Source organism: Shewanella sp. SM87 (genome assembly GCF_025653705.1).
GTDB classification, from domain to species: domain Bacteria; phylum Pseudomonadota; class Gammaproteobacteria; order Enterobacterales; family Shewanellaceae; genus Shewanella; species Shewanella oncorhynchi.
Window position 1 is genome coordinate 134,203 of record NZ_JAKKSC010000002.1, and the last position, 23,993, is coordinate 158,195.

Annotated in this window: 19 protein-coding genes; 13 read left to right on the forward strand and 6 right to left on the reverse strand. The window is 45.4% G+C overall.

The window, feature by feature from the left end:
* Positions 1–78 precede the first annotated feature (78 nt).
* The 9 genes from prfC (at position 79) to deoD (ending at position 10,122) form a co-directional block, all read left to right on the forward strand.
* On the forward strand, positions 79–1,659 hold the full coding sequence (gene prfC / locus L5M11_RS02225) for a peptide chain release factor 3 (protein ID WP_263191233.1): 1,581 nt from the start codon (positions 79–81) through the stop codon (positions 1,657–1,659).
* Between the two features lie 91 nt (positions 1,660–1,750).
* Positions 1,751–1,954, forward strand: a complete 204-nt coding sequence (locus tag L5M11_RS02230) for a hypothetical protein (RefSeq protein ID WP_168822819.1) — start codon at positions 1,751–1,753, stop codon at positions 1,952–1,954.
* A 10-nt stretch (positions 1,955–1,964) separates the two neighbouring features.
* Positions 1,965–2,729, forward strand: a complete 765-nt coding sequence (locus L5M11_RS02235) for a TatD family hydrolase (RefSeq protein WP_263191234.1) — start codon at positions 1,965–1,967, stop codon at positions 2,727–2,729.
* 176 nt (positions 2,730–2,905) lie between these two features.
* Complete coding sequence (locus tag L5M11_RS02240) at positions 2,906–4,201, forward strand: NupC/NupG family nucleoside CNT transporter (protein WP_263140119.1); 1,296 nt, start codon at positions 2,906–2,908, stop codon at positions 4,199–4,201.
* Between the two features lie 347 nt (positions 4,202–4,548).
* On the forward strand, positions 4,549–5,388 hold the full coding sequence (locus L5M11_RS02245; RefSeq protein ID WP_113939307.1) for an outer membrane protein OmpK: 840 nt from the start codon (positions 4,549–4,551) through the stop codon (positions 5,386–5,388).
* Positions 5,389–5,809: 421 nt separating this feature from the next.
* Positions 5,810–6,580 (forward strand): deoxyribose-phosphate aldolase, encoded by a 771-nt coding sequence (gene deoC / locus L5M11_RS02250; RefSeq protein WP_173497508.1) that lies wholly within the window; start codon positions 5,810–5,812, stop codon positions 6,578–6,580.
* A 184-nt stretch (positions 6,581–6,764) separates the two neighbouring features.
* Positions 6,765–8,096, forward strand: a complete 1,332-nt coding sequence (gene deoA, locus L5M11_RS02255) for a thymidine phosphorylase (protein WP_173243376.1) — start codon at positions 6,765–6,767, stop codon at positions 8,094–8,096.
* A 9-nt stretch (positions 8,097–8,105) separates the two neighbouring features.
* The gene (locus tag L5M11_RS02260; RefSeq protein WP_263191238.1) at positions 8,106–9,320 is read left to right on the forward strand and encodes a phosphopentomutase; all 1,215 of its coding nucleotides are present in this window, start codon (positions 8,106–8,108) and stop codon (positions 9,318–9,320) included.
* A gap of 91 nt (positions 9,321–9,411) precedes the next feature.
* On the forward strand, positions 9,412–10,122 hold the full coding sequence (gene deoD, locus L5M11_RS02265; RefSeq protein ID WP_006082701.1) for a purine-nucleoside phosphorylase: 711 nt from the start codon (positions 9,412–9,414) through the stop codon (positions 10,120–10,122).
* Positions 10,123–10,310: 188 nt separating this feature from the next.
* Here the strand turns inward: deoD and L5M11_RS02270 are convergent, their stop codons facing one another.
* The gene (locus tag L5M11_RS02270; RefSeq protein WP_411569283.1) at positions 10,311–11,345 is read right to left on the reverse strand and encodes a YtjB family periplasmic protein; all 1,035 of its coding nucleotides are present in this window, start codon (positions 11,343–11,345) and stop codon (positions 10,311–10,313) included.
* Positions 11,346–11,424: 79 nt separating this feature from the next.
* Between L5M11_RS02270 and serB the strand changes: the two genes are divergently transcribed.
* On the forward strand, positions 11,425–12,405 hold the full coding sequence (gene serB, locus L5M11_RS02275) for a phosphoserine phosphatase SerB (RefSeq protein WP_263191243.1): 981 nt from the start codon (positions 11,425–11,427) through the stop codon (positions 12,403–12,405).
* A gap of 128 nt (positions 12,406–12,533) precedes the next feature.
* The gene (locus L5M11_RS02280; protein ID WP_226059603.1) at positions 12,534–13,529 is read left to right on the forward strand and encodes an alpha/beta fold hydrolase; all 996 of its coding nucleotides are present in this window, start codon (positions 12,534–12,536) and stop codon (positions 13,527–13,529) included.
* On the opposite strand, the gene L5M11_RS02285 is transcribed toward L5M11_RS02280, so the two are convergent.
* On the reverse strand, positions 13,526–15,907 hold the full coding sequence (locus L5M11_RS02285; RefSeq protein ID WP_263191247.1) for a PilZ domain-containing protein: 2,382 nt from the start codon (positions 15,905–15,907) through the stop codon (positions 13,526–13,528). The two genes, L5M11_RS02280 and L5M11_RS02285, sit on opposite strands and share 4 nt — an antisense overlap.
* A gap of 100 nt (positions 15,908–16,007) precedes the next feature.
* Between L5M11_RS02285 and radA the strand changes: the two genes are divergently transcribed.
* Positions 16,008–17,372, forward strand: coding sequence for a DNA repair protein RadA (gene radA / locus L5M11_RS02290; protein WP_263191248.1), 1,365 nt, complete (start codon positions 16,008–16,010; stop codon positions 17,370–17,372).
* Positions 17,373–17,453: 81 nt separating this feature from the next.
* Here radA and L5M11_RS02295 read toward each other — a convergent pair whose 3' ends face one another.
* Entirely contained in the window at positions 17,454–17,825 is a 372-nt protein-coding gene (locus L5M11_RS02295; RefSeq protein WP_173243387.1) for a PilZ domain-containing protein, read from the reverse strand.
* Between the two features lie 694 nt (positions 17,826–18,519).
* Here L5M11_RS02295 and L5M11_RS02300 point away from each other — a divergent pair.
* Positions 18,520–19,872, forward strand: coding sequence for an NCS2 family permease (locus L5M11_RS02300; protein ID WP_105251716.1), 1,353 nt, complete (start codon positions 18,520–18,522; stop codon positions 19,870–19,872).
* Between the two features lie 62 nt (positions 19,873–19,934).
* On the opposite strand, the gene L5M11_RS02305 is transcribed toward L5M11_RS02300, so the two are convergent.
* The 3 genes from L5M11_RS02305 to L5M11_RS02315 form a co-directional block, all read right to left on the reverse strand.
* Entirely contained in the window at positions 19,935–20,366 is a 432-nt protein-coding gene (locus L5M11_RS02305) for a CBS domain-containing protein (RefSeq protein WP_113939315.1), read from the reverse strand.
* 115 nt (positions 20,367–20,481) lie between these two features.
* Positions 20,482–22,368 (reverse strand): lysophospholipid acyltransferase family protein, encoded by a 1,887-nt coding sequence (locus L5M11_RS02310; protein ID WP_263185647.1) that lies wholly within the window; start codon positions 22,366–22,368, stop codon positions 20,482–20,484.
* On the reverse strand, positions 22,358–23,470 hold the full coding sequence (locus L5M11_RS02315; protein WP_263185648.1) for a UDP-2,3-diacylglucosamine diphosphatase: 1,113 nt from the start codon (positions 23,468–23,470) through the stop codon (positions 22,358–22,360). Before L5M11_RS02315 ends, L5M11_RS02310 begins: the two co-directional genes overlap by 11 nt.
* Positions 23,471–23,993: the final 523 nt, after the last annotated feature.

Here is a 23,993-nt window from a genome sequence, read left to right on the forward strand (position 1 = left end):
CTCGGGCTTTGCCTAGCCAAGCTCGAACTGAGGCGCTATAATTTGCGCCTTTTTAGCGATACAAGTGCATAGGTTAACATGTCAGGCAATAAAGTAGAGGTCGATAAACGTCGCACCTTCGCGATCATATCGCACCCCGACGCGGGTAAAACAACCATTACCGAAAAAGTGCTGTTATTCGGAAACGCTTTGCAGAAAGCGGGTACGGTTAAAGGCAAAAAATCGGGTCAGCATGCTAAGTCTGACTGGATGGAAATGGAGAAAGACCGCGGTATTTCTATTACTACGTCTGTCATGCAATTTCCCTATGGTGGCGCCCTTGTTAACCTACTCGATACGCCTGGTCACGAAGACTTCTCTGAAGATACTTATCGTACTCTGACGGCTGTAGATTCCTGTCTGATGGTCATTGACTCTGCAAAGGGTGTAGAAGACCGTACCATTAAGTTGATGGAAGTGACACGTCTGCGTGATACGCCGATTGTGACCTTTATGAATAAACTCGACCGCGATATCCGTGATCCTATTGATCTAATGGATGAAGTCGAAAGCGTGCTGAATATTGCCTGTGCACCTATTACTTGGCCTATTGGCAGCGGTAAAGAATTTAAAGGTATTTACCACATACTACGTGATGAAGTGGTGTTGTATCAAGGCGGTATGGGACACACGATCCAAGAGCGTCGTGTAATTAAAGGCATTAATAATCCTGATCTTGAGAAAGTGATTGGCAGTTATGCCGCTGATTTGCGCAATGAGATGGAATTAGTACGTGGCGCGTCGAATGAGTTTGACCATGCGGCTTTTTTGAAAGGTGAGTTGACCCCAGTATTTTTTGGTACTGCTTTGGGTAACTTCGGTGTGGATCATATTCTTGACGGTATCGTTGAGTGGGCACCTAAGCCACTTCCTCGCGAAAGCGATGTGCGAGTGATCATGCCTGACGAAGAAAAATTCACTGGTTTTGTATTTAAGATCCAAGCAAACATGGATCCTAAACACCGTGACCGTGTTGCCTTTATGCGTGTCTGTTCAGGTCGTTACGAGCAGGGCATGAAAATGCACCATGTGCGTATTGGTAAAGATGTTAACGTTAGCGATGCATTGACCTTTATGGCGGGCGATCGTGAGCGTGCTGAAGAAGCTTATCCCGGCGATATCATCGGCTTACATAACCATGGCACTATCCGTATTGGCGATACGTTTACCCAAGGTGAAAAATTCCGTTTCACTGGCGTACCTAACTTCGCCCCTGAAATGTTCCGCCGTATTCGTCTGCGTGATCCGCTTAAACAGAAACAGCTCTTAAAAGGCTTAGTACAGTTATCTGAAGAAGGTGCTGTACAAGTATTCCGCCCAATTGATACTAACGATTTGATTGTTGGCGCTGTGGGTGTACTGCAGTTTGAAGTGGTTGTTGGTCGTCTGAAGAGTGAATATAACGTCGAAGCTATTTACGAAGGTATTAGCGTGTCTACCGCTCGCTGGGTTTATTGTAAGGATGAGCGTAAGCTTGAAGAGTTCCGCCGTAAGTGTAGCCAAAACTTGGCTCTCGATGGTGGCGATAACTTAACCTATATAGCACCAACTATGGTTAACCTTAATCTTTCGATGGAAAGATATCCTGATATTGAGTTTGCGAAAACCCGCGAACACTAATAGGGTTCGGTCTAGAATAGTGGTTGAAATGGCGGTGAATTCACCGCCATTTTTGTATCTAATGAAAACTAAAAATCGGTTCTGGATGTGAATGATGGCGAATTGGATCACAAAAACATGGCAGGCTTATATTCATTGGTGCGACCGAATGGGGCTGACACCTGAAAATCGTCGCTGTTGCATGCCGCGCCTTGAAGATCCTCCATTAGCGGTAAAATGCGTCAAAGCTTTGGTGGTTGACGAAACGGTATCGCCACCTGAACCTCATTCAATTGGTAAATCGACCGCAGAGTGAGGCATTTACTGTGATTGATACCCACGCCCATTTGGATTTTGCCGAGTTTGATGTTGACCGCGACGATGTGGTGTTGCGAATGCACAGTGTTGGCGTAGATAATCTGATTATTCCCGGTGTGTCGCCGCAGCACTGGCACAAACAGCTCACCGTTGCCGAACAATACCAAACTTATTTTGCCCTCGGTATTCATCCTTGGTTTTGTCCAGAGGATGTTGATGCTGGGATCTTAGCATTAACATCTCAAGTTTCGGCGTTACTAGAATGTCCTCGCTTTGTTGCTATTGGTGAATGTGGCTTAGATAAGCTCTATTCCTCAACGTGGCCTCAGCAGCTCGCATTTTTTGAGGCACAATTAGCTTTAGCTAAGTCCGTTAATCTGCCAGTTATTATTCATAGCGTAAAAGCACATTCAGAGGTTTTAGAGTGTTTGAAAAAGTATCAATTGCCTAGAGGCGGTGTGATACATGCTTTTTCTGGCAGTACTGAAATTGCACTGGAATATATCAAATTAGGTTTTAAGCTGGGAATTGGTGGTTTGATTATGAACCCTAATGCTAAAAAATTGCTCAAAACTGTCAGCGAATTACCACTTCAGCACTTCATACTTGAGACTGACTCTCCTGCAATGACACCGATAAATGTTACTGAAAAACGTAACCAGCCCGCTAACCTTGTTCTTTTTATAGACAAAATTGCCAATTTGCAAAAAAAATCAAGTGTTCTAATATCAGAACACTTGGTGTTGAATGCAATGCAACTGTTTGACCTTTAGCTGTTTTTAAATAAACAGGTGTAGGTCGCACTAGCATTCTGCACTAAGCGATTGAAATTAAACTCCAAAAATATGATCAAAACGACGATTTTCGACTTTGCCTCGGGTATAATCTGACTCGGAAATAGGTTGATTAACAACATAATTAAAAAGTGTTAACAATAGGGTGATGGTTAATGGATATATTAATGAGTTTAGTAGGGGTGGTCACCCTACTTGCGATAGGTTTCCTCCTATCGAATAACAAAAAAGCAATTAATTTACGTACAGTGGGCGGCGCGTTAGCTATCCAAGCTGCCTTCGGTGGTTTTGTACTGTATATTCCTGTTGGTAAAGACATTCTGAAAGGAATGTCTGATGCGGTTTCTAGCGTTATTGGTTACGCACAAAACGGTATCGGTTTCCTGTTTGGTGATTTAGCTAACTTCAAACTTGGCTTTATCTTCGCAGTTAACGTGTTACCCGTTATTGTGTTTTTCTCTTCTCTGATTGCGGTTCTATATTACTTAGGCGTTATGCAGTGGATCATCCGTATCATCGGTGGTGGTTTACAAAAAGCATTGGGCACAAGCCGTACTGAATCTATGTCAGCAACTGCTAACATCTTCGTTGGTCAGACTGAAGCCCCATTAGTGGTTCGCCCATTCATTCCAACTATGACGCAGTCTGAACTGTTTGCGATCATGGTGGGTGGTTTGGCATCAATCGCGGGTTCAGTATTAGCTGGTTACGCGCAGATGGGTGTACCTATCGAATACTTAGTTGCCGCTTCATTCATGGCAGCACCAGGTGGTCTATTAATGGCTAAACTGATGCACCCTGAAACTGAAGCTGCTAAAAATGACATGAGCGATTTACCAGAAGATCCTGACAAACCAGCTAACGTATTAGACGCCGCTGCTGCAGGTGCTTCATCTGGTATGCATTTAGCCTTAAACGTAGGCGCTATGTTGTTAGCCTTCGTTGGTTTGATCGCTATGGTCAACGGTATTATTGGTGGTGTGGGTGGTTGGTTTGGCGTTGAAGGTTTAACACTTGAACTGATCCTTGGCTATGTGTTTATGCCATTAGCATTCCTTATCGGTGTGCCTTGGAATGAAGCATTAGTAGCAGGTTCTTTCATCGGTCAAAAGATCATTGTTAACGAATTCGTTGCTTACTTAAACTTTGCTCCATATATCTCTGATGCTGCCACTACTTGTACAGCGGTTGCTGCTGAAGTTGTTAAAGGCCTGCCGTTATGCGTTGCTGAAACTCAAGCTGTGATGACTCATAGAACACAAGCGATTATTTCGTTTGCTCTGTGTGGTTTCGCTAACTTGTCTTCAATCGCGATTTTGCTTGGTGGTTTAGGTGCTATGGCTCCTAACCGTCGTCATGATTTAGCTACAATGGGTATTCGTGCGGTTATCGCCGGCTCTTTAGCTAACTTAATGAGCGCAACACTTGCTGGTTTGTTCTTAGCTATCTAAGTAACAGCAGCAGGGGGAAACCCCACTAACTGGGTCCTGACCATGCAGGGCAGGGCCTAAGTTAATTCAACCATTTTCCAGTAGTGATTCCTGTAGTGAATAGTTTCTCCAATTGAAAGACACAGAATGCAACTGAAGTGTAGCTGTCATTCTGTCTTAAATGTCGTGAGTCTACGGTTACGTTAATTAATCGTAATGCAGAAGTCGCGACTTTGTTCACAATTAAGAATTTTGTGTTTGTGATTTTACGCTAGATTATTGAGATTTTTTTTAATCTAGGTAGAATGCGAACGCCACAAAAAGAACGCTACCCTCGATGGTAGCAAACAAGATAAATGGGGTTGATGATGAAAAACGTTAAAACTTTAGCTTTAGCCGCTACTGCAGTAGCAGCAATCTCTGGCAACGCATTTGCTGCTGATCGTACTGATCTTCACGGTACTGATTATAAGTGGATGCAGTTCAACGCTATGTACTCTATTGGTGAAAAGCCAGATAACCCAGCAACAGGCGATCAACACAACTATTTAGAAATGGAATTCGGCGGTCGTTCTGGCGTATTCGATCTATACGGTTATGTTGACGTATTCAACTTAGCAAACCAATCAAGCAGCAACGGTGACAAGAACCCAGGTTCTGGCACAAGCAAAATTTTCATGAAGTTTGCTCCACGTGTGTCTATCGATGCTTTGACTGGTAAAGACTTATCTTTTGGCCCAGTTCAAGAAGTTTACTTCTCTACTCTGTTCAACTGGGACGGTCTGAATGGTGAAGGCGTTAACTCTTCATTCTGGGGTGTTGGTGCTGATGTAAACGTGCCTTGGTTAGGCAAAACAGGTATGAACCTATATGGTTTTTACGACCTGAATGCTAAAGAGTGGAACGGATATCAGTTCTCTGCTAACTGGTTCAAACCTTTCTACTTCTTTGATAACAAGAGCTTCCTGTCATTCCAAGGTTACATCGATTATCAATTCGGTGCAGATGAAGACCAAGCTGCTTTCGTACCAAAAACGTCAAACGGTGGTAACATCTTCTTCGGCCTATACTGGCATTCAGATCGTTATGCTCTGGGCTATGGCTTGAAAGGCTTCAAAGACGTTTATCTGTTAGAAGATGGTGCTGGTGCTCTAGCTCTAGAATCAACAGGTTGGTCACACTACCTGTCAGCAACTTACAAGTTCTAATCTCTTGTAATTATTGCTTGTTGGAGCCGCATTATGCGGCTCCATCTTTAGTTTTACCATGAGTCTTTATCTAAGCCTATTAGGCTAACAAGTGGGTTTATATAAAGGTTTGTGTTTTTCTCGCGCTAAAATGGATTTTTCGCGGAAAAGTAGGAGCAAGATTTTATTCGTATCCTCTCTTCCGGTCTTCAAGGATTCAAGTCGTGGTCACTTATAAGTTATTTTAAGTGTCAGGATGCCTATTGCTCTTTATGACTTAGGCAAGATTGAATACCTACAACAAGGTAGTTTGTACAAGCAAATTACTCGGCACCGCCTGAAGGCCCGGCCATATAAAAATAATCAAAATAATGCCACCTCTCAAGCGTTGCTTTTATGCGACTGATTTCTATTCATTTAATTTTTATTTTGGAGAGCTATTATGACTGATTTAAAAAAAGCAGCACAACGCGCCATTGAGTTAATGGACTTAACGACTTTGAATGATGACGACACAGATCAAAAAGTGATCGACCTGTGCCACAAAGCGAAAACGGCTGCGGGCAATACTGCCGCTATCTGCATTTACCCACGTTTCATCCCGATTGCACGCAAGACGTTAGATGAAATCGGTGCTGAAGATATCCAAATCGCCACTGTGACTAACTTTCCCCATGGCAATGATGACATTGCCATTGCTGTGTTAGAAACTCGCGCCGCTGTTGCCTATGGTGCTGACGAAGTTGACGTGGTATTCCCATACCGCGCACTGATGGAAGGCAATGAAACAATTGGTTTTGAATTAGTTAAAGCCTGTAAAGAAGCCTGTGGTGAAGTCTTGTTAAAAGTCATCATCGAATCTGGCGTGTTAGCTGCTCCTGCACTTATCCGTCGTGCATCTGAGCTTTCAATCGATGCAGGTGCTGACTTTATTAAAACCTCTACTGGTAAAGTGCCTGTAAACGCCACACTTGAAGCCGCTGAAATCATGTTAACTGTGATTAGCGAGAAGAATACCCAAGTAGGCTTCAAGCCTGCCGGTGGTGTGCGTGATGCTGCACAAGCGGCTGAATTCCTCGGTGTTGCTGAGCGTATTTTAGGTGCTGATTGGGTTTCACCACGTACCTTTAGATTTGGTGCTTCAAGTTTACTAAACAGCTTGTTACACACACTAGAATTAGCTGATGCGCCTAAGCCGACTCAAGGCTATTAATTGCAAACTATCGCTGATTAATACTATCAGCGTATAGCGAGCCTAATTAAGTGTGACCTAAATCTATTTGGCAAACTCAAAACTTCGATAGTATGAACTTGTAATATTGCTACAGTTTTGATGTTTCATTGCAAAGATAAGCACTAGCTACAAGGTTGTTAGTGCCTATCTTGGAGGCAGTATCATGTTTCTAGCTCAAGAGATTATTCGTAAAAAACGTAATGGTTTAGCGCTAAGTTCCGCAGAAATACAGTTTTTTGTTCAAGGTATCACTACTAACGCAGTGTCCGAAGGTCAGATTGCCGCATTAGGCATGGCTGTGTACTTTAATGACATGAATATGGATGAAAGAATCGCTTTAACGACAGCGATGCGTGATTCTGGCACTGTACTTAATTGGCAGTCATTGGGACTCAATGGCCCTGTTATCGACAAACACAGCACTGGCGGTGTGGGCGATGTGATTAGTCTCATGCTTGGTCCTATGGCTGCGGCTTGTGGTGGTTATGTGCCTATGATTTCTGGGCGTGGCCTAGGTCATACGGGCGGCACGCTCGATAAGTTTGATGCCATTCCGGGTTATCAAACTGAGCCATCAAGTGAATTGTTCCGCAAAGTGGTTAAAGAAGTCGGTGTGGCGATTATTGGTCAAACAGGCGATCTCGTTCCTGCCGACAAACGTTTCTATTCTATCCGCGATAATACCGCCACCGTTGAATCTATTTCCCTCATCACAGCGTCAATTCTGTCTAAGAAATTAGCCTGTAATTTAGATGCGTTGGCGATGGACGTGAAAGTCGGTAGCGGTGCTTTCATGCCAACCTATGAAGCATCGGAAGAATTAGCTCGCAGTATTGCAGCTGTTGCTAATGGCGCGGGCACTAAAACGACAGCTTTGCTTACCGATATGAATCAAGTGCTTGCATCTTGCGCCGGTAACGCAGTTGAAGTGAAAGAAGCCATCGACTTTTTAACGGGTGCTTACCGTAACCCGCGTTTATATGAAGTCACTATGGGTCTTTGCGCTGAGATGTTGCTTCTGGGCGGTCTTGCAAGCAATGAAGCCGACGCTCGCGCTAAACTGAATCGTGTGCTCGATAATGGTCGCGCTGCAGAACTCTTTGGCAAGATGGTGTCGGGTCTTGGTGGCCCAGTCGATTTTGTTGAAAACTACAGTAAATACCTACCGCAATCACAAATTATTCGTCCAGTTTTTGCCGATATGCAAGGTTATGCCTATAGCATGGATACCCGTGAATTAGGTTTAGCGGTTGTGACCTTAGGTGGCGGCCGCCGTAAGCCCGGTGATGCACTAGACTATAGTGTTGGCTTAACCCAAGTGTGTGCCCTAGGCGATAAAGTGGATTCATCTACGCCGATTGCCGTTATCCATGCACAGTCTGAAGCCGCCTTCGCGGAAGCTGAACTTGCGGTGAAAAAAGCGATTCACATTGGTGAAACCGCACCAGAAAAAACACCTGAGATCTATGCCTATATTCGTGCATCAGATCTTTAAGGAAGAATTATGAAACGTACCATTATTATGATGTTGGACTCCTTTGGAGTCGGTGCTTCTGCTGATGCAGCAAGCTTTGGTGATGTCGGTTCCGATACCTTTGGTCATATTGCTAAAGCATGCGCCGAAGGCAAAGCCGATATTGGCCGTGAAGGCCCGCTGAAATTACCTAACTTAGCGCGCTTAGGTTTAGGCCATGCAGCGATGGAAAGTACTGGTGCCTTTGCACCCGGTTTTGGCGATAATGTTGAGCTGATTGGTGCTTATGGTCATGCACAAGAGTTAAGTTCGGGTAAAGATACGCCGAGCGGTCACTGGGAGATGGCGGGCGTGCCCGTACTATTCGAGTGGGGTTATTTCAGCGAGCACCAAAATTCTTTCCCTAAAGAACTGACGGATAAGATCTTAGCCCGTGCAGGTCTGGATGGATTCTTAGGTAATTGCCATGCCTCAGGTACAACCATTTTAGAAGAGTTAGGCGAAGAGCACATGCGCTCTGGCAAGCCTATTTTCTACACCTCTGCTGATTCAGTATTCCAAATCGCTTGCCATGAAGAAACGTTTGGTTTAGAAAATCTCTATCGTCTTTGCGAAATAACCCGTGAAGAGTTAGAGCCTTACAACATAGGTCGCGTCATTGCCCGTCCATTTGATGGTACTGGTCCAAGTGATTTTGCCCGTACCGGCAATCGTAAGGATTATTCGCTCACGCCACCTGCAAAAACTGTACTCGATAAGCTGAAAGAGGCTGGCGGTGAAGTGGTGAGTGTAGGCAAGATTGCCGACATTTATGCTTACTGTGGTATCACTAAAAAAGTGAAGGCGAACGGCTTAGAAGCACTTTTCGATGCGACCTTAGCCGAAGTGAAATCTGCGGGTGATAACACTATAGTGTTTACTAACTTCGTTGATTTCGACTCTCACTACGGTCATCGCCGTGATGTTGCTGGCTATGCCAAAGGGCTGGAATATTTCGATGCCCGTTTGCCTGAAATGCTCGCATTACTAGGTGAAAATGATCTGCTGATTTTAACGGCGGATCACGGTTGCGATCCAACATGGCAAGGCACGGATCATACCCGTGAATATGTGCCAGTATTAGTCTTTGGCGCTGGATTGAAAGCGGGATCGCTGGGTCGTCGTAATAGCTTTGCTGATATCGGCCAATCTATTGCGAGCCACTTTAAGCTTGAACCTATGGCCTATGGCGAATCGTTCCTTTAGGCAAATTAGCATTTATTTCGATTTGGCGGCTGACATTTGCCGTCAGTAAACAAAGACTTAAGTCTTAATAAAATAAACAGGGGTTATTTCGATGGCAACACCACACATTAATGCTGTAGAGGGCGCATTCGCTGAGACAATGCTGTTTCCAGGCGATCCATTACGTGCAAAATATATTGCTGAAACATTCTTAGAAAATGTTGAGCAAGTGACTGATGTTCGAAACATGCTAGGTTTTACTGGTACTTACAAAGGTAAGCGTATTTCAGTAATGGGTTCTGGCATGGGTATTCCTTCATGCTCTATCTATGCAACTGAATTAATTCGTGATTACGGCGTTAAGAACCTGATCCGTGTGGGTACTTGTGGTGCGATCAGCACTGACGTTAAAGTACGTGACGTGATCATCGGTATGGGTGCATGTACTGACTCAGCGGTTAACCGTTTACGTTTTAAAGGCCAAGATTTTGCCGCTATCGCTAACTATGAGCTGATGAATGCGGTTATCGAATCTGCGAAAGTTCGTGGCACTAAAATCCGCGTAGGTAACATTTTCTCTGCGGACCTGTTCTACACTCCTGATCCACAAATGTTCGATGTGATGGAGAAGATGGGCGTGTTAGGCGTTGAAATGGAAGCGGCTGGTCTGTACGGTGTTGCCCATGAGTTTGGTGCACGTGCCCTGTGTGTTGTGACTGTATCTGATCATATCCGCACCGGTGAAAAGACTTCTGCAGAAGAACGTCAAACCACATTCAATGACATGATCATCATGACATTAGAAGCGGCGATTACACTGTAACTGTGTAAGAGTGTGCTACTGAAAAGAGGGTTCGCATTGCGGACCCTTTTTTATGCCAATTCTTAGCTGCTTTTCTATTCGACCTTGTTATTTATGGATTGGTTATTAGAAATTGGTTGTTTATGGCTTAGTATTTATAGCGAAGCTATCAATAGATTAGTGATTTACCCTATCTATTGGGATAACTATTAACCGGTTGAATCAGTGTCGAGATCGCTTGGCTCGCTGGGCGTTTTTGGCGTCGAGGTTTCGGCCGTAACGGCTGTTGCTTTAGCCGCGTGTTTTACCTGACGGACACTTTTAACCTTAGGTTTAACCTTTACAGGTGCCGCTTGTTCCGCATCGTTTGTCGCGTTTTTAACTGCTGTATTATCCTGTAACTCCAATGATTTTTCTGACGTTTTTTCGGTCTTAGTTTGCACGCTGGTCTGAGTGAGCTTATCGACATTTGTCTCTGTTACGGCTTTTGGCGCCTTAGTGGATTTAGCCGCTTTCTCTTGTGGATGATCAGTGGTCGACACAGGTTGATCTTCGGTTAGCACTTGCGCTGATCCATCACTCGCACTTTCAGATGGCTCTTCAGCTGAGGATTTTTTCTTAGATTTTTTCGGCGATTGACGCAATTTAACCCGAAAACGGCGGCGGTCAAAATCGGCGCGTTTGAAAGACAAAGAGCGCGAAAGCAACATACCAATCAAGCCTGCAACCAGCAGCATGATTTGTTGTTGTTCCATGTTTAAATTATGGGCTTCTTTGATTTCGTTGAAAAATAACTTGGTATCAAGCCTGACTTCGACATAACCTAGATTTTTCCCTTCTTGGATCACGGGCTCTACATAGGGAGGATATTTGCTTAGCAGCAAATTCATTTCTTCCGAGTCAGGATCAACTACATCCTTAGTGATGCTTTGAGCGAAGGATAGCCGCATGCCTTGGTCACTGAAGATGGCGGCGGACATTACCTTAGGATCTTCTACTAAAGCGCTGGCGAGCCATTGCAACTGTTCGTAATTTTGCAGTTGTAGCGCGGGCGCGGCACCATAAGCGGTTTGCTGTACCAGTAATCTGGCCATCTTTTGAGTTTGGGACTTTAGAAGCAGCTGACCTTGTAGTAGGCTTGTCTGCCACAATTGTACTAAGCCGAATATCAAGGCGAAGGCGGCGGCAATTTGGATCAGTCGACTGATTTTATGGCTTTTCTTTAGCCCTTTAAGATATAACACTTTGACCCTTAAAATGTAGAGCGCTTGCCTAATCATAATTGATTCTGAGTGAGCCCGATAGTTGGAGAATTTAAGTCCGATGGAAAGCTTGAACCAAGATGCGCTTTTTTTGTGGTTAGTCTCTGACCATTCCCCAAGGTTTGAACGCCAAGGGCAAGTGTTTGAACGTTATCAAGAGTCAGCAAACCCCGCTGGTGTTTCGCGTTTGCGTGTGATCTATCAAGATACGTTAGCGCAGGCAGGGATATCGGCCTGGATTGCGCAGTTGTCTCAGTCTGATGTTATCGGTATTGCCCATATCGAACGCCAAGTTGGTTTACATTGCATCGAGTTGGCGCTGGTGAATATGCCTTCTCAGGCACAGTTAGCGGCATTCCCTCAGTCTTTGGCTGAACTGCATGTCATCAATTTTGATTTGCCTCGCTTGAATCATCCCGGCTTATTAGTGATGGACATGGATTCCACGGCGATTCAGATTGAATGTATTGATGAATTAGCGGCCATGGCGGGCGTTGGCGAGCGCGTGGCGGCGATTACTGAACGTGCTATGCAAGGCGAGCTGGATTTTGAACAGAGTCTACGTCAGCGCGTGGCACAGCTTAAGGGCGCCGATGCCAGTATTATTACAACTTTGTGCGATAACTTGCCTTTAATGCCAGGGCTTGAGCCCATGCTTTTGGAGCTTAAATCCCATGGCTGGCGCTTAGTGGTTGCATCCGGCGGTTTTACCCCTTTTGTGGGCCATTTAAAGCAGCTGCTAAGCCTAGATGCGGCCTTTGCTAATGAGTTAGTCATCACTGACGGCAAACTCGCGGGTGAAGTGACGGGTAAAGTGGTGGATGCGCAGTTTAAGGCGGTTGTGGTTGAGCGTTGCAGTGAGCAGTGGGACATTCAAAAAGGTCAAAGAGTCGCTATCGGCGATGGCGCGAATGATATCCCTATGGTGATGGCGGCGGATTTTGGTATCGCTTTCCATGCCAAACCTAAGCTGGTAGCGGCGGCGGATGCGAATATTCGCCACCTCGACCTGCGGGTTTTACCTTATCTGTTGCAAATCTAGGTTATTCACTTACTTGAAATATAAGTCGAGATGAAAGCCTAAGTAAGGACTGAGTTAGAGTAATGACTCTTGTCTTTTATTGATGAGCTGGTAGTTTAGGGAGATTGACAAACTACCAGTGACTTATTTTGACTCAGCTCGCCCAAGGCTCAACATCACCCATTTCACAGTCCTCAATCTACCTGCCGTACCGCGATGGACAGCTGCATCTACGGCAGTTATTACCGTCGGTGCCTGATTTTTCTAAAACGCCTATTCTCATGCTCCATGGCGCCATGTCTAACGGTCGGGTGTTCTATAGCCAAAGTGGCCGTGGCCTAGGTTGTTTTTTGGCTAAGGCGGGATTTGTGGTGTATGTACTGGATACTGCTGGCAGAGGGCTCAGTTTGCCGAAAATTGATCGTGATTTTACCTTAGGGCAAGGTGAAGTGATCCGCGAGCAATTACCTTTAGTGCAGCAGGCCATTCTCGATTTACATCAAAAAGCCTGTCAAGAACAAGCGGCTCAAGATGATCGCAAAGCCGTGTCGCCTTCGCAGGTGCATTGGTGCGCCCATTCATGGGGCGGGGTGTTAATGGCGAGCAGTCTGGCCCGTTATCCTGAGTTACAACAAAGCGTTCGTTCACTGCTTACCTTCGGTAGCAAGCGGACGATTCGGGTTAAGTCCTTCAAAAAGTGGTTGATGGTCGATGTCTTTTGGAACCGTCTAGCGCCAGGCTTAGCGATGGGCCAAGGTTACCTTGCTGCCGATAAGCTGCGCATCGGTATGGATAATGAGAGCCGCGCCTCGTTAGTTCAAAGTATCGATTGGGTGCAGGGTGATTGGATCGATCACGACGATGGATTTGATTATGCGAAAGCGGCAAAGCGCGCTCATTGGCCACCGGCTTGGTTTATCTCAGGGCAGAACGATACTGTGCTGGGGCATCCCGAAGATGTGGCGGATATGGTCGCAGAGTGCGGCTTTAAACGAGTTAAATCAACGCTTCTTTCTAAAGAGAATGGCTTTAAGCATGACTATGGTCATGCTGATATGCTGACGCATTTAGATGCCACCAGCGATCATTTCCCCAAAATTAGTGATTGGTATTTAAGTTTTGATTTGGCGGTGTTAAATGGTTAAGACTGTTTTTTGTGGAGCACTGGGTATCTTAATTCAACCTCTTGGGTGATATCCAAGAGTTCACCGACGCCAATCACTCGCCATAACTGTTCTTCTAACTGTTTGGCTTTGTGGTTTGCATGAATATGAATGTATTCCAACTCGCGGCGCAGATAACTCATGTCTGGCTTCTCTGTCGCGCCACGGTAAATGCGTAGAGCAATAAAACGGCCAGTAATGTTACTTTGATTGATAAAGGCTAACTGCGCTTGAGCGTTACCGATTTCTGTCGTTCGCATACACTTCAGATGAATTTTTCCGCGAGATTGTCGAGTTACTTGGACAAACACTTCAATGAAATCCATGTCTTGTTGTGGTTTCATCTGACGGATAGGTTCGAGAATATCCCGTTTAAAGAATCCGTCTTTTAGTAGCGGTGCTAAGTTATATTGCAGGGTATCTGAGGTTCCCGCAGCAAAAATATCGCTGACCTCATCTTGCCGCGTGCCGACGCCTAAACACGCGACTTGAGCTGCTTTTGTTGTTTTTTCAACAAAATAGGGCACAGAATGCAAATCACGTAATAATAAATTTTTTAAACCATCGGCTAGTTCATTAGCCTCACTATTGTTTTCGGTTAGTTGTTCTAACTTTTCCTTATTATGAGCGATGAGTTTATTTAAAAACTCCACTCCCACATGGGGAGAATGACCCATTACTGCGGTTAAATGCAGCGTCACGCCATTCTTACGGACTCTTACTAAGCGATAGGGGAGGTTATCTAGCTGTGTCTTGCCTGCAATGGTTTGGAGCTTTGGGAAGCTTAACAGTAGTGGTTTATTTGATGAAAAATCTGCAGGATTATCCAAGGTTAATTGCATGCCTCGGCTTGAAATATCTAAAGTAATGCCCGTGGCTTTGTGCTTGTCTTGAGTCACATTGACTAAGGTTTTAAAGGCGAAACGCGCTTCTTGGCGTCGCTCGCTAAACTGCATGGAAACTAACTTAATTTGATTGGTGGTCAGTCTTTGTTGACCAAAGGTTTTTAGGGCGTTGGCATTGCTATCGTCTTGCCAAGCTTTGTAATGGCCTCTGGTATCTTCGTTGCTGATTTCGATGAGCTGAAGCAAATGACTAAATTGTGATAATTGTTGTTCGACCAATGGGCTAAATTTTGCTTCATCTCCTGGGAGGGTCGCACGTCGATAACCCTTATCATGATAAATTTTATCTTGGGTGACTTTGAAGATCCGCCAGCTGGGCTTGGTCGATGCAAAGCCTAAAAATAAAGGCATCATGCCCTTAGCTTTAAGCTCTGCTAAGGTGGCAGAGTAAAAATATAAGCAACCTTGGGCATTATAGGTAAAGCTAAAAAATAGCCCATGGTCGGGATTTTCAGGATGATTAAGTAGCTCAGATAAACGGCTTGGTGTCAGCATAGCTGGTAACTGGCTCACATCATTTTCATCTTGAAAATAATGCACTATCTGCTGGTTATCTCGGCTGAGTAGCATGTGGCTCAAACCTTGAGTTTGAGTATTGAAATATAAAGGTAAGTGCGGCAAATGGGGTAAATAATGACGCTCAAATCCAAGCCCTGTTGCTGTGACTATCACATCATTCACATCTACTTTGTAACGCAGTTTGTAGCCGCGGATTAAATTGCCAAGCATTTCACTTAAGGCTTCGCTGCCCCCAATACGCTTGAGTCTTAACCAAATATATTCACCATTGGTTTGGCTATCGACAACCTCATAGTCAACACCGAGCTGGAGATCGGGATAGTAAAACTCTTCACTGAGTTCCAGTAACTTTATTTTTAGAGGATGGTCGAGATCGAAGGGATGGTTAGCTACAAGGCGAATACGGGCACCACCTACGGATAAATCTGCAGTTATCCCTTGTACTTCACCACGGCCGGTTTGCGATGCTGCGATGCGAATACTGTAATTCATCCGCTCTTCTGTGCGGTTGAAATAACTGCCTAATACCACGCCGGGCACCATAAAAGGCTCTGATTCTGCGGCCTCTACCTGCGTGACACTTTGGCGCAACTTTAACCGACGTTGCTGGTGAGCATTGAGCACATACTCGTATACTCCCAAGGTATATTGGTTGCGAAACAGTGACATGGCCTCATGCATACTGTTTTTGGCGGGTTCATCTAAAAAATGTCGCTGTTGACCTAACATCACTTCAACACAAGGAAGCTCAGATTTATCCCTGAGATCGATAATTCGCGTGCATGGTGAAGCCAAACGACTGAGTTCCATTTTCACTAGAAAACGGGTCGAATTGGTTTCATCTATCGTCAGCTGCTGGAAAATCTCTTGGAAGTTAGGTTCCATGAGCAATGGCTTGAGCTGTTCGATGAGTGCACTATGGTTATCTAGACTCATGTAGGGTTCTTTTTAATGCTTATTTTGTATTGGGCTGTTAGTCTTATGTCGGCAGTATTCGCAGTTACTTAAATTGATTTTATACAGATTTTAATGAGTTATGGCAAAGAATAAAACGGCGTACGTATGTAATGAGTGTGGACAAGACTTTCCCCGTTGGCAAGGGCAGTGTAGCGCTTGTCAAGAATGGAATACGATCACTGAGGTGAGGCTCGGTGCAGTGTCGCCTGGGCGCAGCACTAAGTTTGTCGGTTATGCCGGAGCAAGCAGCAATGAAGTGAAGACATTAGATCAAATCGATCTTAATGCATTACCGCGGATCTTGAGTCATTTTGGCGAATTAGATCGAGTGCTCGGTGGTGGGATTGTACCAGGTTCTGCCATTTTGATAGGCGGACATCCAGGCGCAGGTAAGAGTACGCTTTTATTGCAAACTCTGTGTCATCTGGCCGAGCAAATGCCTGCACTGTATGTCACGGGTGAAGAATCGTTGCAGCAGGTAGCGATGCGCGCCCATCGCCTTGGTTTACCAACCAATAAATTGCGGATGTTGTCTGAAACCAGCGTCGAGCAAATTTGTGAAGTTGCCCTTAAAGAATTGCCTAAAGTCATCGTCGTTGACTCGATTCAAGTGATGCACATGAGTGATGTGGCATCGAGCCCTGGCAGTGTGTCGCAGGTGCGTGAATCCGCTTCTTACTTAACCCGTTTTGCGAAAGAAAATGGCATTGCCGTGATTATGGTCGGCCATGTGACCAAAGATGGCAGTTTGGCTGGGCCCAAGGTATTGGAACATTGTATCGACTGCTCTGTGATGTTCGAAGGGGATAGCGATAGTCGTTACCGCACCTTGCGCTCCCATAAAAATCGTTTTGGCGCGATCAATGAATTAGGCGTATTTGCCATGACAGAGCGCGGCTTAAAGGAAGTCGCCAATCCTTCGGCAATCTTCCTCTCTCGTGGTGAAGAAGAATCATCTGGCTCGCTTGTTATGGTGGTTTGGGAAGGCACGCGGCCGCTACTGGTGGAACTGCAAGTATTGGTGGATAACTCGGCCATGGCTAACCCGCGCCGCGTGGCTGTGGGTATGGATGCAAACCGTTTGGCCATGTTGCTTGCCGTAATGCACCGCCATGGTGGTTTGCAGATGTCGGATCAGGACGTGTTTGTTAACGTGGTGGGTGGCGTGAAAGTGACTGAAACCAGTGCCGACTTAACCTTGCTGCTTGCTATGGTATCGAGTTTTCGCGGTGATATTTTACCTAGCGATTTAGTTGCCTTTGGTGAGGTCGGGCTGTCCGGCGAAATTCGTCCTGTGCCCAATGGGCAAGAGCGATTAATCGAAGCCGCTAAGCATGGTTTTAAGCGAGCAATCGTGCCCAAGGCCAATGTGCCGAAAAAGCCTCCAGCTGGGATGGAAGTGGTGGGTGTTTCTAAGTTATCCGAAGCGCTAGAAGCGATTTAGCATCAAATGCTCGCGAGTGAGATTAACACCAGCAAGCAAAACAGCGCCATTAGGCGCTGTTTGTATTTGTGAGCGAGTGTCTTAATCTGTGATATTGTGTTTTTCGATAAACAACATGAGTTCACGATTCAGCAAAGAAGCATCACCTAGGTTCAGTTCCACCATACGTTTTAGGTGGCTGATACTATCAACATCGATAAAGTTACACTTCAAACCTAATTGGGCATTTTTTTGATGGACCAACTCAGTTTCCATACGGATCTCAATGTCAGATTCTGGTAAGGCAAAACTGAGGGTAATAGCATCACCCGAATTAATAAAATTTTGCGGTTCTTCAACCAAGGCGCCATTTAGACTCAAATCGAGAATGGTCGTCTCCCACTGTGCACCACCTTGTTGTAGATGTGCGCTCGTGGCAAATAGAATCCGCGAAAACTTACGCCTTTCGTCCATACCCAATCCTTTTTCTTTCATAGTCAGCTAAGTGTAGTCCCATCAGTGCCTCTAAGCATAAGTCATATTGATGTGACTGTAAAAGCAGAGTAATTTTTTGTTCAATAAAGCTACCAAGATCGCATATTCACGCAGGCGGTGTGAATGACGAGGTGTTCGTTACATAAAGCGTAAGTGTGGCTCCTTGTACAACAACCCCTGTAACATTAATACACCAAGTATCAATACACTAAGTATCAAGGTTTGGTTGACTTGCCATATTCTAATATTGGGAGATGAAGGAGGGGGGAAGTTAGCGTACGTTTACGCGGCACTGGCAGACTCTTATCGTGATTAATGTGATATTAAGTAGCAGTTATTACATAAGTTTAGGCGTTTTTTTAAACAACAGATTTCAGTTTTTGCCGCTAATTTTTTATCGAAGTGTAGGCGATGTCTTAGCTATCTTTGGGATATTCCAGTATCATCCGCGGCCAACAACGGCTGCGTCTACATGGTTAATGGCTTTTTAATCATCGCGAGGCATCACTGCTTGCAGATCATGGATTTTTCCCACAGTAGGAAAATGATGTGGATCTCTCACCCAAGTCTGATGGATTTGGGGCTCTAATCTGCCGCAGCCAGCGTCGCCAATTGCGTTTTAGGGTAATTGGTACCGACCCCATTTTAAGAGATCACAAGGTATAACAATATTATGTCTGAGCAATTGAGTTCAACAGCCGTATCCTCTGGTTCGTTTCTGGACCGTTATTTTTCTATTCAACAACGTGGTAGCACAGTTCGCCAAGAAGTGATTGCGGGATTCACAACCTTCCTCGCCATGGTCTACTCAGTGATTGTGGTGCCTAACATGTTAGGCCAAGCGGGATTTGATCCCGGCGCCGTGTTTATCGCCACCTGTTTAATTGCTTCATTTGGTTCTTTGCTCATGGGTTTATGGGCTAACTTACCTATGGCGATTGGCTGCGCGATTTCGCTCACGGCCTTTACTGCGTTTAGCTTAGTCCTAGGTCAGGGAATGTCGATTCCAGTCACCTTAGGCGCGATTTTCCTAATGGGCGTGACGTTCACGCTTGTGAGTGTGACAGGTATTCGCCAGTGGGTGCTTGCGAATTTACCAAAGGGCATAGCCCACGGTACAGGCATAGGTATCGGCTTGTTTTTACTTTTGATTGCGACTAACAGTGTGCAGTTGATTGTGGCCAATAGCGCAGGCTTACCGGTGAAGTTAGGTGACATTAACAGCTTACCTGTTATCGCTACCGTTATAGGTTTAGCGGCGACAATTGGTTTAGAGCGCCGGGGTGTACCTGGTGGTATTTTGTTGGTGATTATCGCGCTATCGGTATTTGGTTTAGTGTTCGATCCGAGCGTTAAATACCAAGGTTTGTTCGCTTTACCTGATTTTACCTCAGAGCATTCACTGATTGGACAGCTCGATATTATGGGTGCCTTTAATCCTGTGGTATTGCCTATCGTATTAGCGTTAGTGATGACGGCGATTTTCGATGCGACCGGCACTATTCGTGCGGTGGCTGGGCAAGCAAATTTACTCGATAAAGACGACAATATTGTCGGCGGTGGTAAAGCCTTAACCTCAGACTCAGTCAGCAGTATGGTGGCAGGTTTAGTCGGCGGTGCACCAGCGGCTGTGTATATCGAGTCGGCGGCGGGTACTGCAGCGGGCGGTAAGACAGGTTTAACGGCTACCATAGTTGGCGTACTGTTTTTATTGATGATGTTTTTAGCGCCATTAAGCTATTTAGTGCCAGCCTATGCGACAGCGCCTGCTTTGATGTATGTGGGTTTGTTGATGCTGAGTAATGTGGCGAAACTCGACTTTGACGATAAAGTTGATGCCATGTCGGGCTTAACCTGCGCTGTGTTTATCATCTTAAGCTGTAATATCGTTACCGGTATTATGCTGGGTTTTGTGACACTGGTGGTAGGCCGTATTTGCAGTGGCGAATGGCGTAAACTGAAGTTAGGCGTGCTTGCCATCACCTTAGGTTTAGTGGTGTTTTATATGGGTGGTTGGGCGATTTAAGTTAGGCAAACTGAGTGATTTGAACTTAGTTATTGAGAACAGAAGCGAGTGCAGTCTTAGGATTAGCACTCGCTTTGATTTTGTGCTCTGTACTCACAATAGGCACGTAATAAGTCTTTCCAAGTAACAATTCCAACCAATTTACCGTCCTCTAACACGGGTAAGCAGCCTATATTGTTATCTAATAACATGCGGGTGGCCGTGTCTAAATTGATGTGAGGTGCGACGGTAACCGGATTACGCGTCATCACTTGATGTACACGTTTTTGTAGGGTTTCTAAGTCTCTTGCGGTTTCCGCGCTACTGCCCAAGTTCGGGCTAATCGCGCGCAATAGATCCCGCTCCGATAACACGCCTTCAAGTTGGTACTCATCGACGACCAACAAGTGATGAAAGCTCGCTTGGTCGAAGATTTCCTTCGCCACAGTTAATCGATCGTCCATTTCAACCGTGACGACTCGGGTACTCATAATATCGGCGATAATGATCGGCATGATGATCCCCTGTTATGCTTGCGCATCCTAGGATGCGCTCTGTTAATGCGCTGCATTACAGTTACTTATAACAGAGTGGTGCAAGTTTAGCCAACACCCATTACAAAGTTTTAACTCAAAGATCTTGGACCTCTGGCTCATCATCCGCTGTGATTGGCATCCGCTCCGATTCGGGCAAGTGTGCGCCTATGTAGCGTTGATACTTTTTGCCTTTCAGTTTGTGGGTGTCCACCAGCACTAAGCCATCGATACAATCGCCAAAGTCGGCGTCGATACCAAAGGCGAGAAACTTAACCCCATCCGCTTTACACAGTTCACCATATTGTTTGTAGAGCGTAGGTACGGCCGCCCCCATACTCGCGAGCACTTGTTTGAGTTGCTTAAAGTTACTCTGATAATCCTCGGAGAAATACAAGTCATCTAACTTAGCTTTTTGGGATTTAGATAAGCCAAAGGGCGACATGGAAACTGCCATCTGCTGTGCAGGTGCAAATTCCCGCGCATAGAAGTGCACTAGCATTTCCCTAGCACTTCCAGGCAGTTGATTACTGATGGACACTGGGCCAAATAGATAACGATATTCAGGATGCTTGGCGAGATAAGCCCCAATGCCAAACCACAGATAATCTAAACTGCGTTTACCCCAATATTTAGGCTGCACAAAGCTGCGACCGAGTTCTAACCCTTGCTTCACAAAGGGCAAAAAGCTGTCGGCGTATTGGAATAGGGATTGGCTGTAGAGTGCGTTGTCGCCATATTTTGCTAAGACTTGCTCACCACTGGCAAAACGATAGGCGCCGATAATTTCAAACTGCTCTTTATCCCACAACACTAAGTGTTGGTAGTAGGAATCGTATTTATCGATATCGCGGCGCTTGCCCGAACCTTCGCCTACGGCGCGAAAGGCGATTTCCCTCAGGCGGCCGATTTCCCGCATGATGGGATTACTGTCGTGGTGTTGGTACAGATAAATCAACTTGTTATCTTGCGTTTCCCCTAGAAGTTCACATTGTTGCAGTGCCGCTTGCAGTTCACGGCGCGATTCTGGGTGGGCGATAGCGCTCTGGGTGATAAACAGTGGATCTTTATCTTTGCCAATACGATACAAGTGATTTTTAAGCAGTTTTATCTTGGTCTTGAGTGGAAAGTCCATTGAGCGTACGGCTTCATTGGGAATGAGCTCGCCAATGCGGATCGGCATATTACGTTTAGCCTGCTTGAACATTTCCTTCACTAGCAGCAGTGTCGCGAGTGGCTTGTAAATCATAGATGCGCCGTAGAAAGTGGCAGAGTTTTTGGCATCTAAAAATATTGGCAGTAGGGGCGCATTGCAGGAAATTGCCATCTTTAAAAAGCCTGAGTGCCATTGGGTATCACGCACGCCGTTAGGACGCAGACGCGAGACTTCGCCCGACGGAAAAATCAGCACTGCGCCTTCGTTACGCAGGTGCTGGTGGATTTTTTCTAAATGTTGTTTCGGTGTGCCACCAGTCATATTGCGCACTGGCAGTAGAATTGAGTGCAGCGGCTCCAGCGCCATCAAGAGTTCATTCGCGACGACTTTAATATCAGGGCGAACTTCACTGATGAGTTTGATGAGCGCTAATGCATCGAGTGAACCTATTGGGTGGTTCGCGAATATGACCACTCGCCCTTCACAGGGAATGTTTTCTATCTCGTTGGCGGGCACGGTAAAGCTAAAGTCAAAACTCGCTAGCATTTGTTCGACAAAGTCTACGCCCTGTAAATAGGTATATTGATTGGCGATATCGTTGCACTGTTTTTCATTGAGTAGGTAACGCAGCATGGCCTTGGCAGGTTTAGCGAGCCAAGGTTTGTCATTGATCGCTGGTAGATTTTGTTCAACCACATTATCAACGGTAAAAATCATGTTATTCGCCTTAAACGGCACAGCATGCTTTTTGTGGCTAAGGTTGCTGTTTAGCGTTTTTTCATTGTATTCCATAGCGTTATGTAATTGATTCATAGTGTTAGGCAACATCCCTTGGGCGAGTTTCGCCGGTATTTATGTTTGGCATTTGCTGCGCTGCCGTTTTTTGTTGCTTGTCTTTGTGCGTCTCAGGCGGCTGTTGTACCAGCGCTATACTGTTGAGAATATCGAGCTTGAGCGTTTGCTCGTTCCAGCGGCAAAGTTGTAATTCGCCGCTTAAGGTTTCTGTGATTAAACTGCAGTTTTCGACCCAGTCACCGTCGTTGGCGTAGATGATCTGCCTCTTTTCAAGGGGACTGAGTGGTGAGTAATATTGGGCTGCTCTGGGGTGAGTCGAGAGTTCGGGCTGATGGATATGACCGCAGATCACACCGTCAACATCAAAGTGCTGGGCATAGTTGAGTACCGCTTGACGGTAATGTCCAATAGCGGCTTGAGCCTTGCCCACTTTGGACTTGATATAACTTGCCAGTGACCAATAGGGGTAACCTAAGCGTTCCCGCAAGCTATGGAGATTGCGATTGAGGAACAATAATAGGTCATATAAATGGTCGCCCAATATGGCGTAGAAACGGCCGACACACACATCGGCATCAAACTGATCCCCGTGGAGCATCAAGAGTTTATGGCCGCCAATTCCGTGGTGAATATGTTGGCGGGCAATTTTAATATTCCACAGGCTTAGCTCGGCGTAGGGTTTAATCAGTTCGTCGTGGTTGCCCGGCAGATAAATCACTTGGATGCCGTTTTGTGCCAGTTCAATGAATTTTTGCAGTACTTTATTGTGGCTATCGGGCCAGTGCAGCTTACGTTTCAACGCCCATAAATCGACTATGTCACCGACCAGATACAAGTGCTGACAACGCACGGTTTCAAGCAAGCTGAGCAGGTAGTCAGCCTTGCAATCCTTACAGCCTAAATGGATATCTGACAACCAGAGGGCGTTAACTGTGATGCTTGCTGTCTGGGGTGATGCCGTCTGGTCTGAAGTTAATGCGGATGGGGTAATAGCGGCACAATTGAATTGATTTGAGGATGTTGGTGCTAATGTTGGCGTTTGTGTTGAGCGATTAAAGATGGGAGGGGAAAGGCTGGGGTCATTTATCTCTTCCCGCGTAGACCTCTCAAGTTTCCTGAAATTAAATCCTGTCATCTCGTATTCACCCCATTAGGCTGTTAACGAATATGAGCTTAGTGGGGGGCTTTGACCGAATGATGAAGTTTAGATGACATGCAGATGACAAAAGGTGAATTAGCCTGGACTGAACCTGCAAGATTCACATCAGGATGCAATTAGATCCGATAGGTTGGTTTAACTTACTTCTGCCCCAAAGCTTGCTAGCATTCATTTGGTGAGTCGCAAACTGACGAATGAATTGCCCTACAAAATCTTATCTATTTACCTAATGTATGGCCCTACCGCACAGCGACTAACAATGTATGGGTATACAGTCGTATTTAAATTTAGATGCTTTTGAGTGTTTTTGCACTCATTAGTTTGCGCGTTTATCCAGCCTAAAATTTATAAAACCCTTTAAAATCATTTGCATATACTTTTCCAAAATTAGTTAATAGGTTTGGAAAACGCGCATGCGCGTTTTTCCGGATGGTGTATTAGATAAAAAGCTGATAAGTTCTTTGCAATACAAGCAGTTAATGATGCGCGTTTTTACTGG

Excerpts from the sequence above, each read along its gene's own strand:
- deoA (WP_173243376.1), top strand. The coding sequence starts at position 6,765 with ATGTTTCTAGCTCAAGAGATTATTCGTAAAAAACGTAATGGTTTAGCG.
- L5M11_RS02240 (WP_263140119.1), top strand. The coding sequence starts at position 2,906 with ATGGATATATTAATGAGTTTAGTAGGGGTGGTCACCCTACTTGCGATA.
- deoC (WP_173497508.1), top strand. The coding sequence starts at position 5,810 with ATGACTGATTTAAAAAAAGCAGCACAACGCGCCATTGAGTTAATGGAC.
- L5M11_RS02305 (WP_113939315.1), bottom strand. The coding sequence starts at position 20,366 with ATGCCGATCATTATCGCCGATATTATGAGTACCCGAGTCGTCACGGTT.
- L5M11_RS02245 (WP_113939307.1), top strand. The coding sequence starts at position 4,549 with ATGAAAAACGTTAAAACTTTAGCTTTAGCCGCTACTGCAGTAGCAGCA.
- radA (WP_263191248.1), top strand. The coding sequence starts at position 16,008 with ATGGCAAAGAATAAAACGGCGTACGTATGTAATGAGTGTGGACAAGAC.
- L5M11_RS02260 (WP_263191238.1), top strand. The coding sequence starts at position 8,106 with ATGAAACGTACCATTATTATGATGTTGGACTCCTTTGGAGTCGGTGCT.
- L5M11_RS02315 (WP_263185648.1), bottom strand. The coding sequence starts at position 23,470 with ATGACAGGATTTAATTTCAGGAAACTTGAGAGGTCTACGCGGGAAGAG.
- L5M11_RS02230 (WP_168822819.1), top strand. The coding sequence starts at position 1,751 with ATGATGGCGAATTGGATCACAAAAACATGGCAGGCTTATATTCATTGG.
- L5M11_RS02310 (WP_263185647.1), bottom strand. The coding sequence starts at position 22,368 with ATGTTGCCTAACACTATGAATCAATTACATAACGCTATGGAATACAAT.
- deoD (WP_006082701.1), top strand. The coding sequence starts at position 9,412 with ATGGCAACACCACACATTAATGCTGTAGAGGGCGCATTCGCTGAGACA.
- L5M11_RS02295 (WP_173243387.1), bottom strand. The coding sequence starts at position 17,825 with ATGGACGAAAGGCGTAAGTTTTCGCGGATTCTATTTGCCACGAGCGCA.
- serB (WP_263191243.1), top strand. The coding sequence starts at position 11,425 with ATGGAAAGCTTGAACCAAGATGCGCTTTTTTTGTGGTTAGTCTCTGAC.
- L5M11_RS02300 (WP_105251716.1), top strand. The coding sequence starts at position 18,520 with ATGTCTGAGCAATTGAGTTCAACAGCCGTATCCTCTGGTTCGTTTCTG.
- prfC (WP_263191233.1), top strand. The coding sequence starts at position 79 with ATGTCAGGCAATAAAGTAGAGGTCGATAAACGTCGCACCTTCGCGATC.
- L5M11_RS02285 (WP_263191247.1), bottom strand. The coding sequence starts at position 15,907 with ATGAGTCTAGATAACCATAGTGCACTCATCGAACAGCTCAAGCCATTG.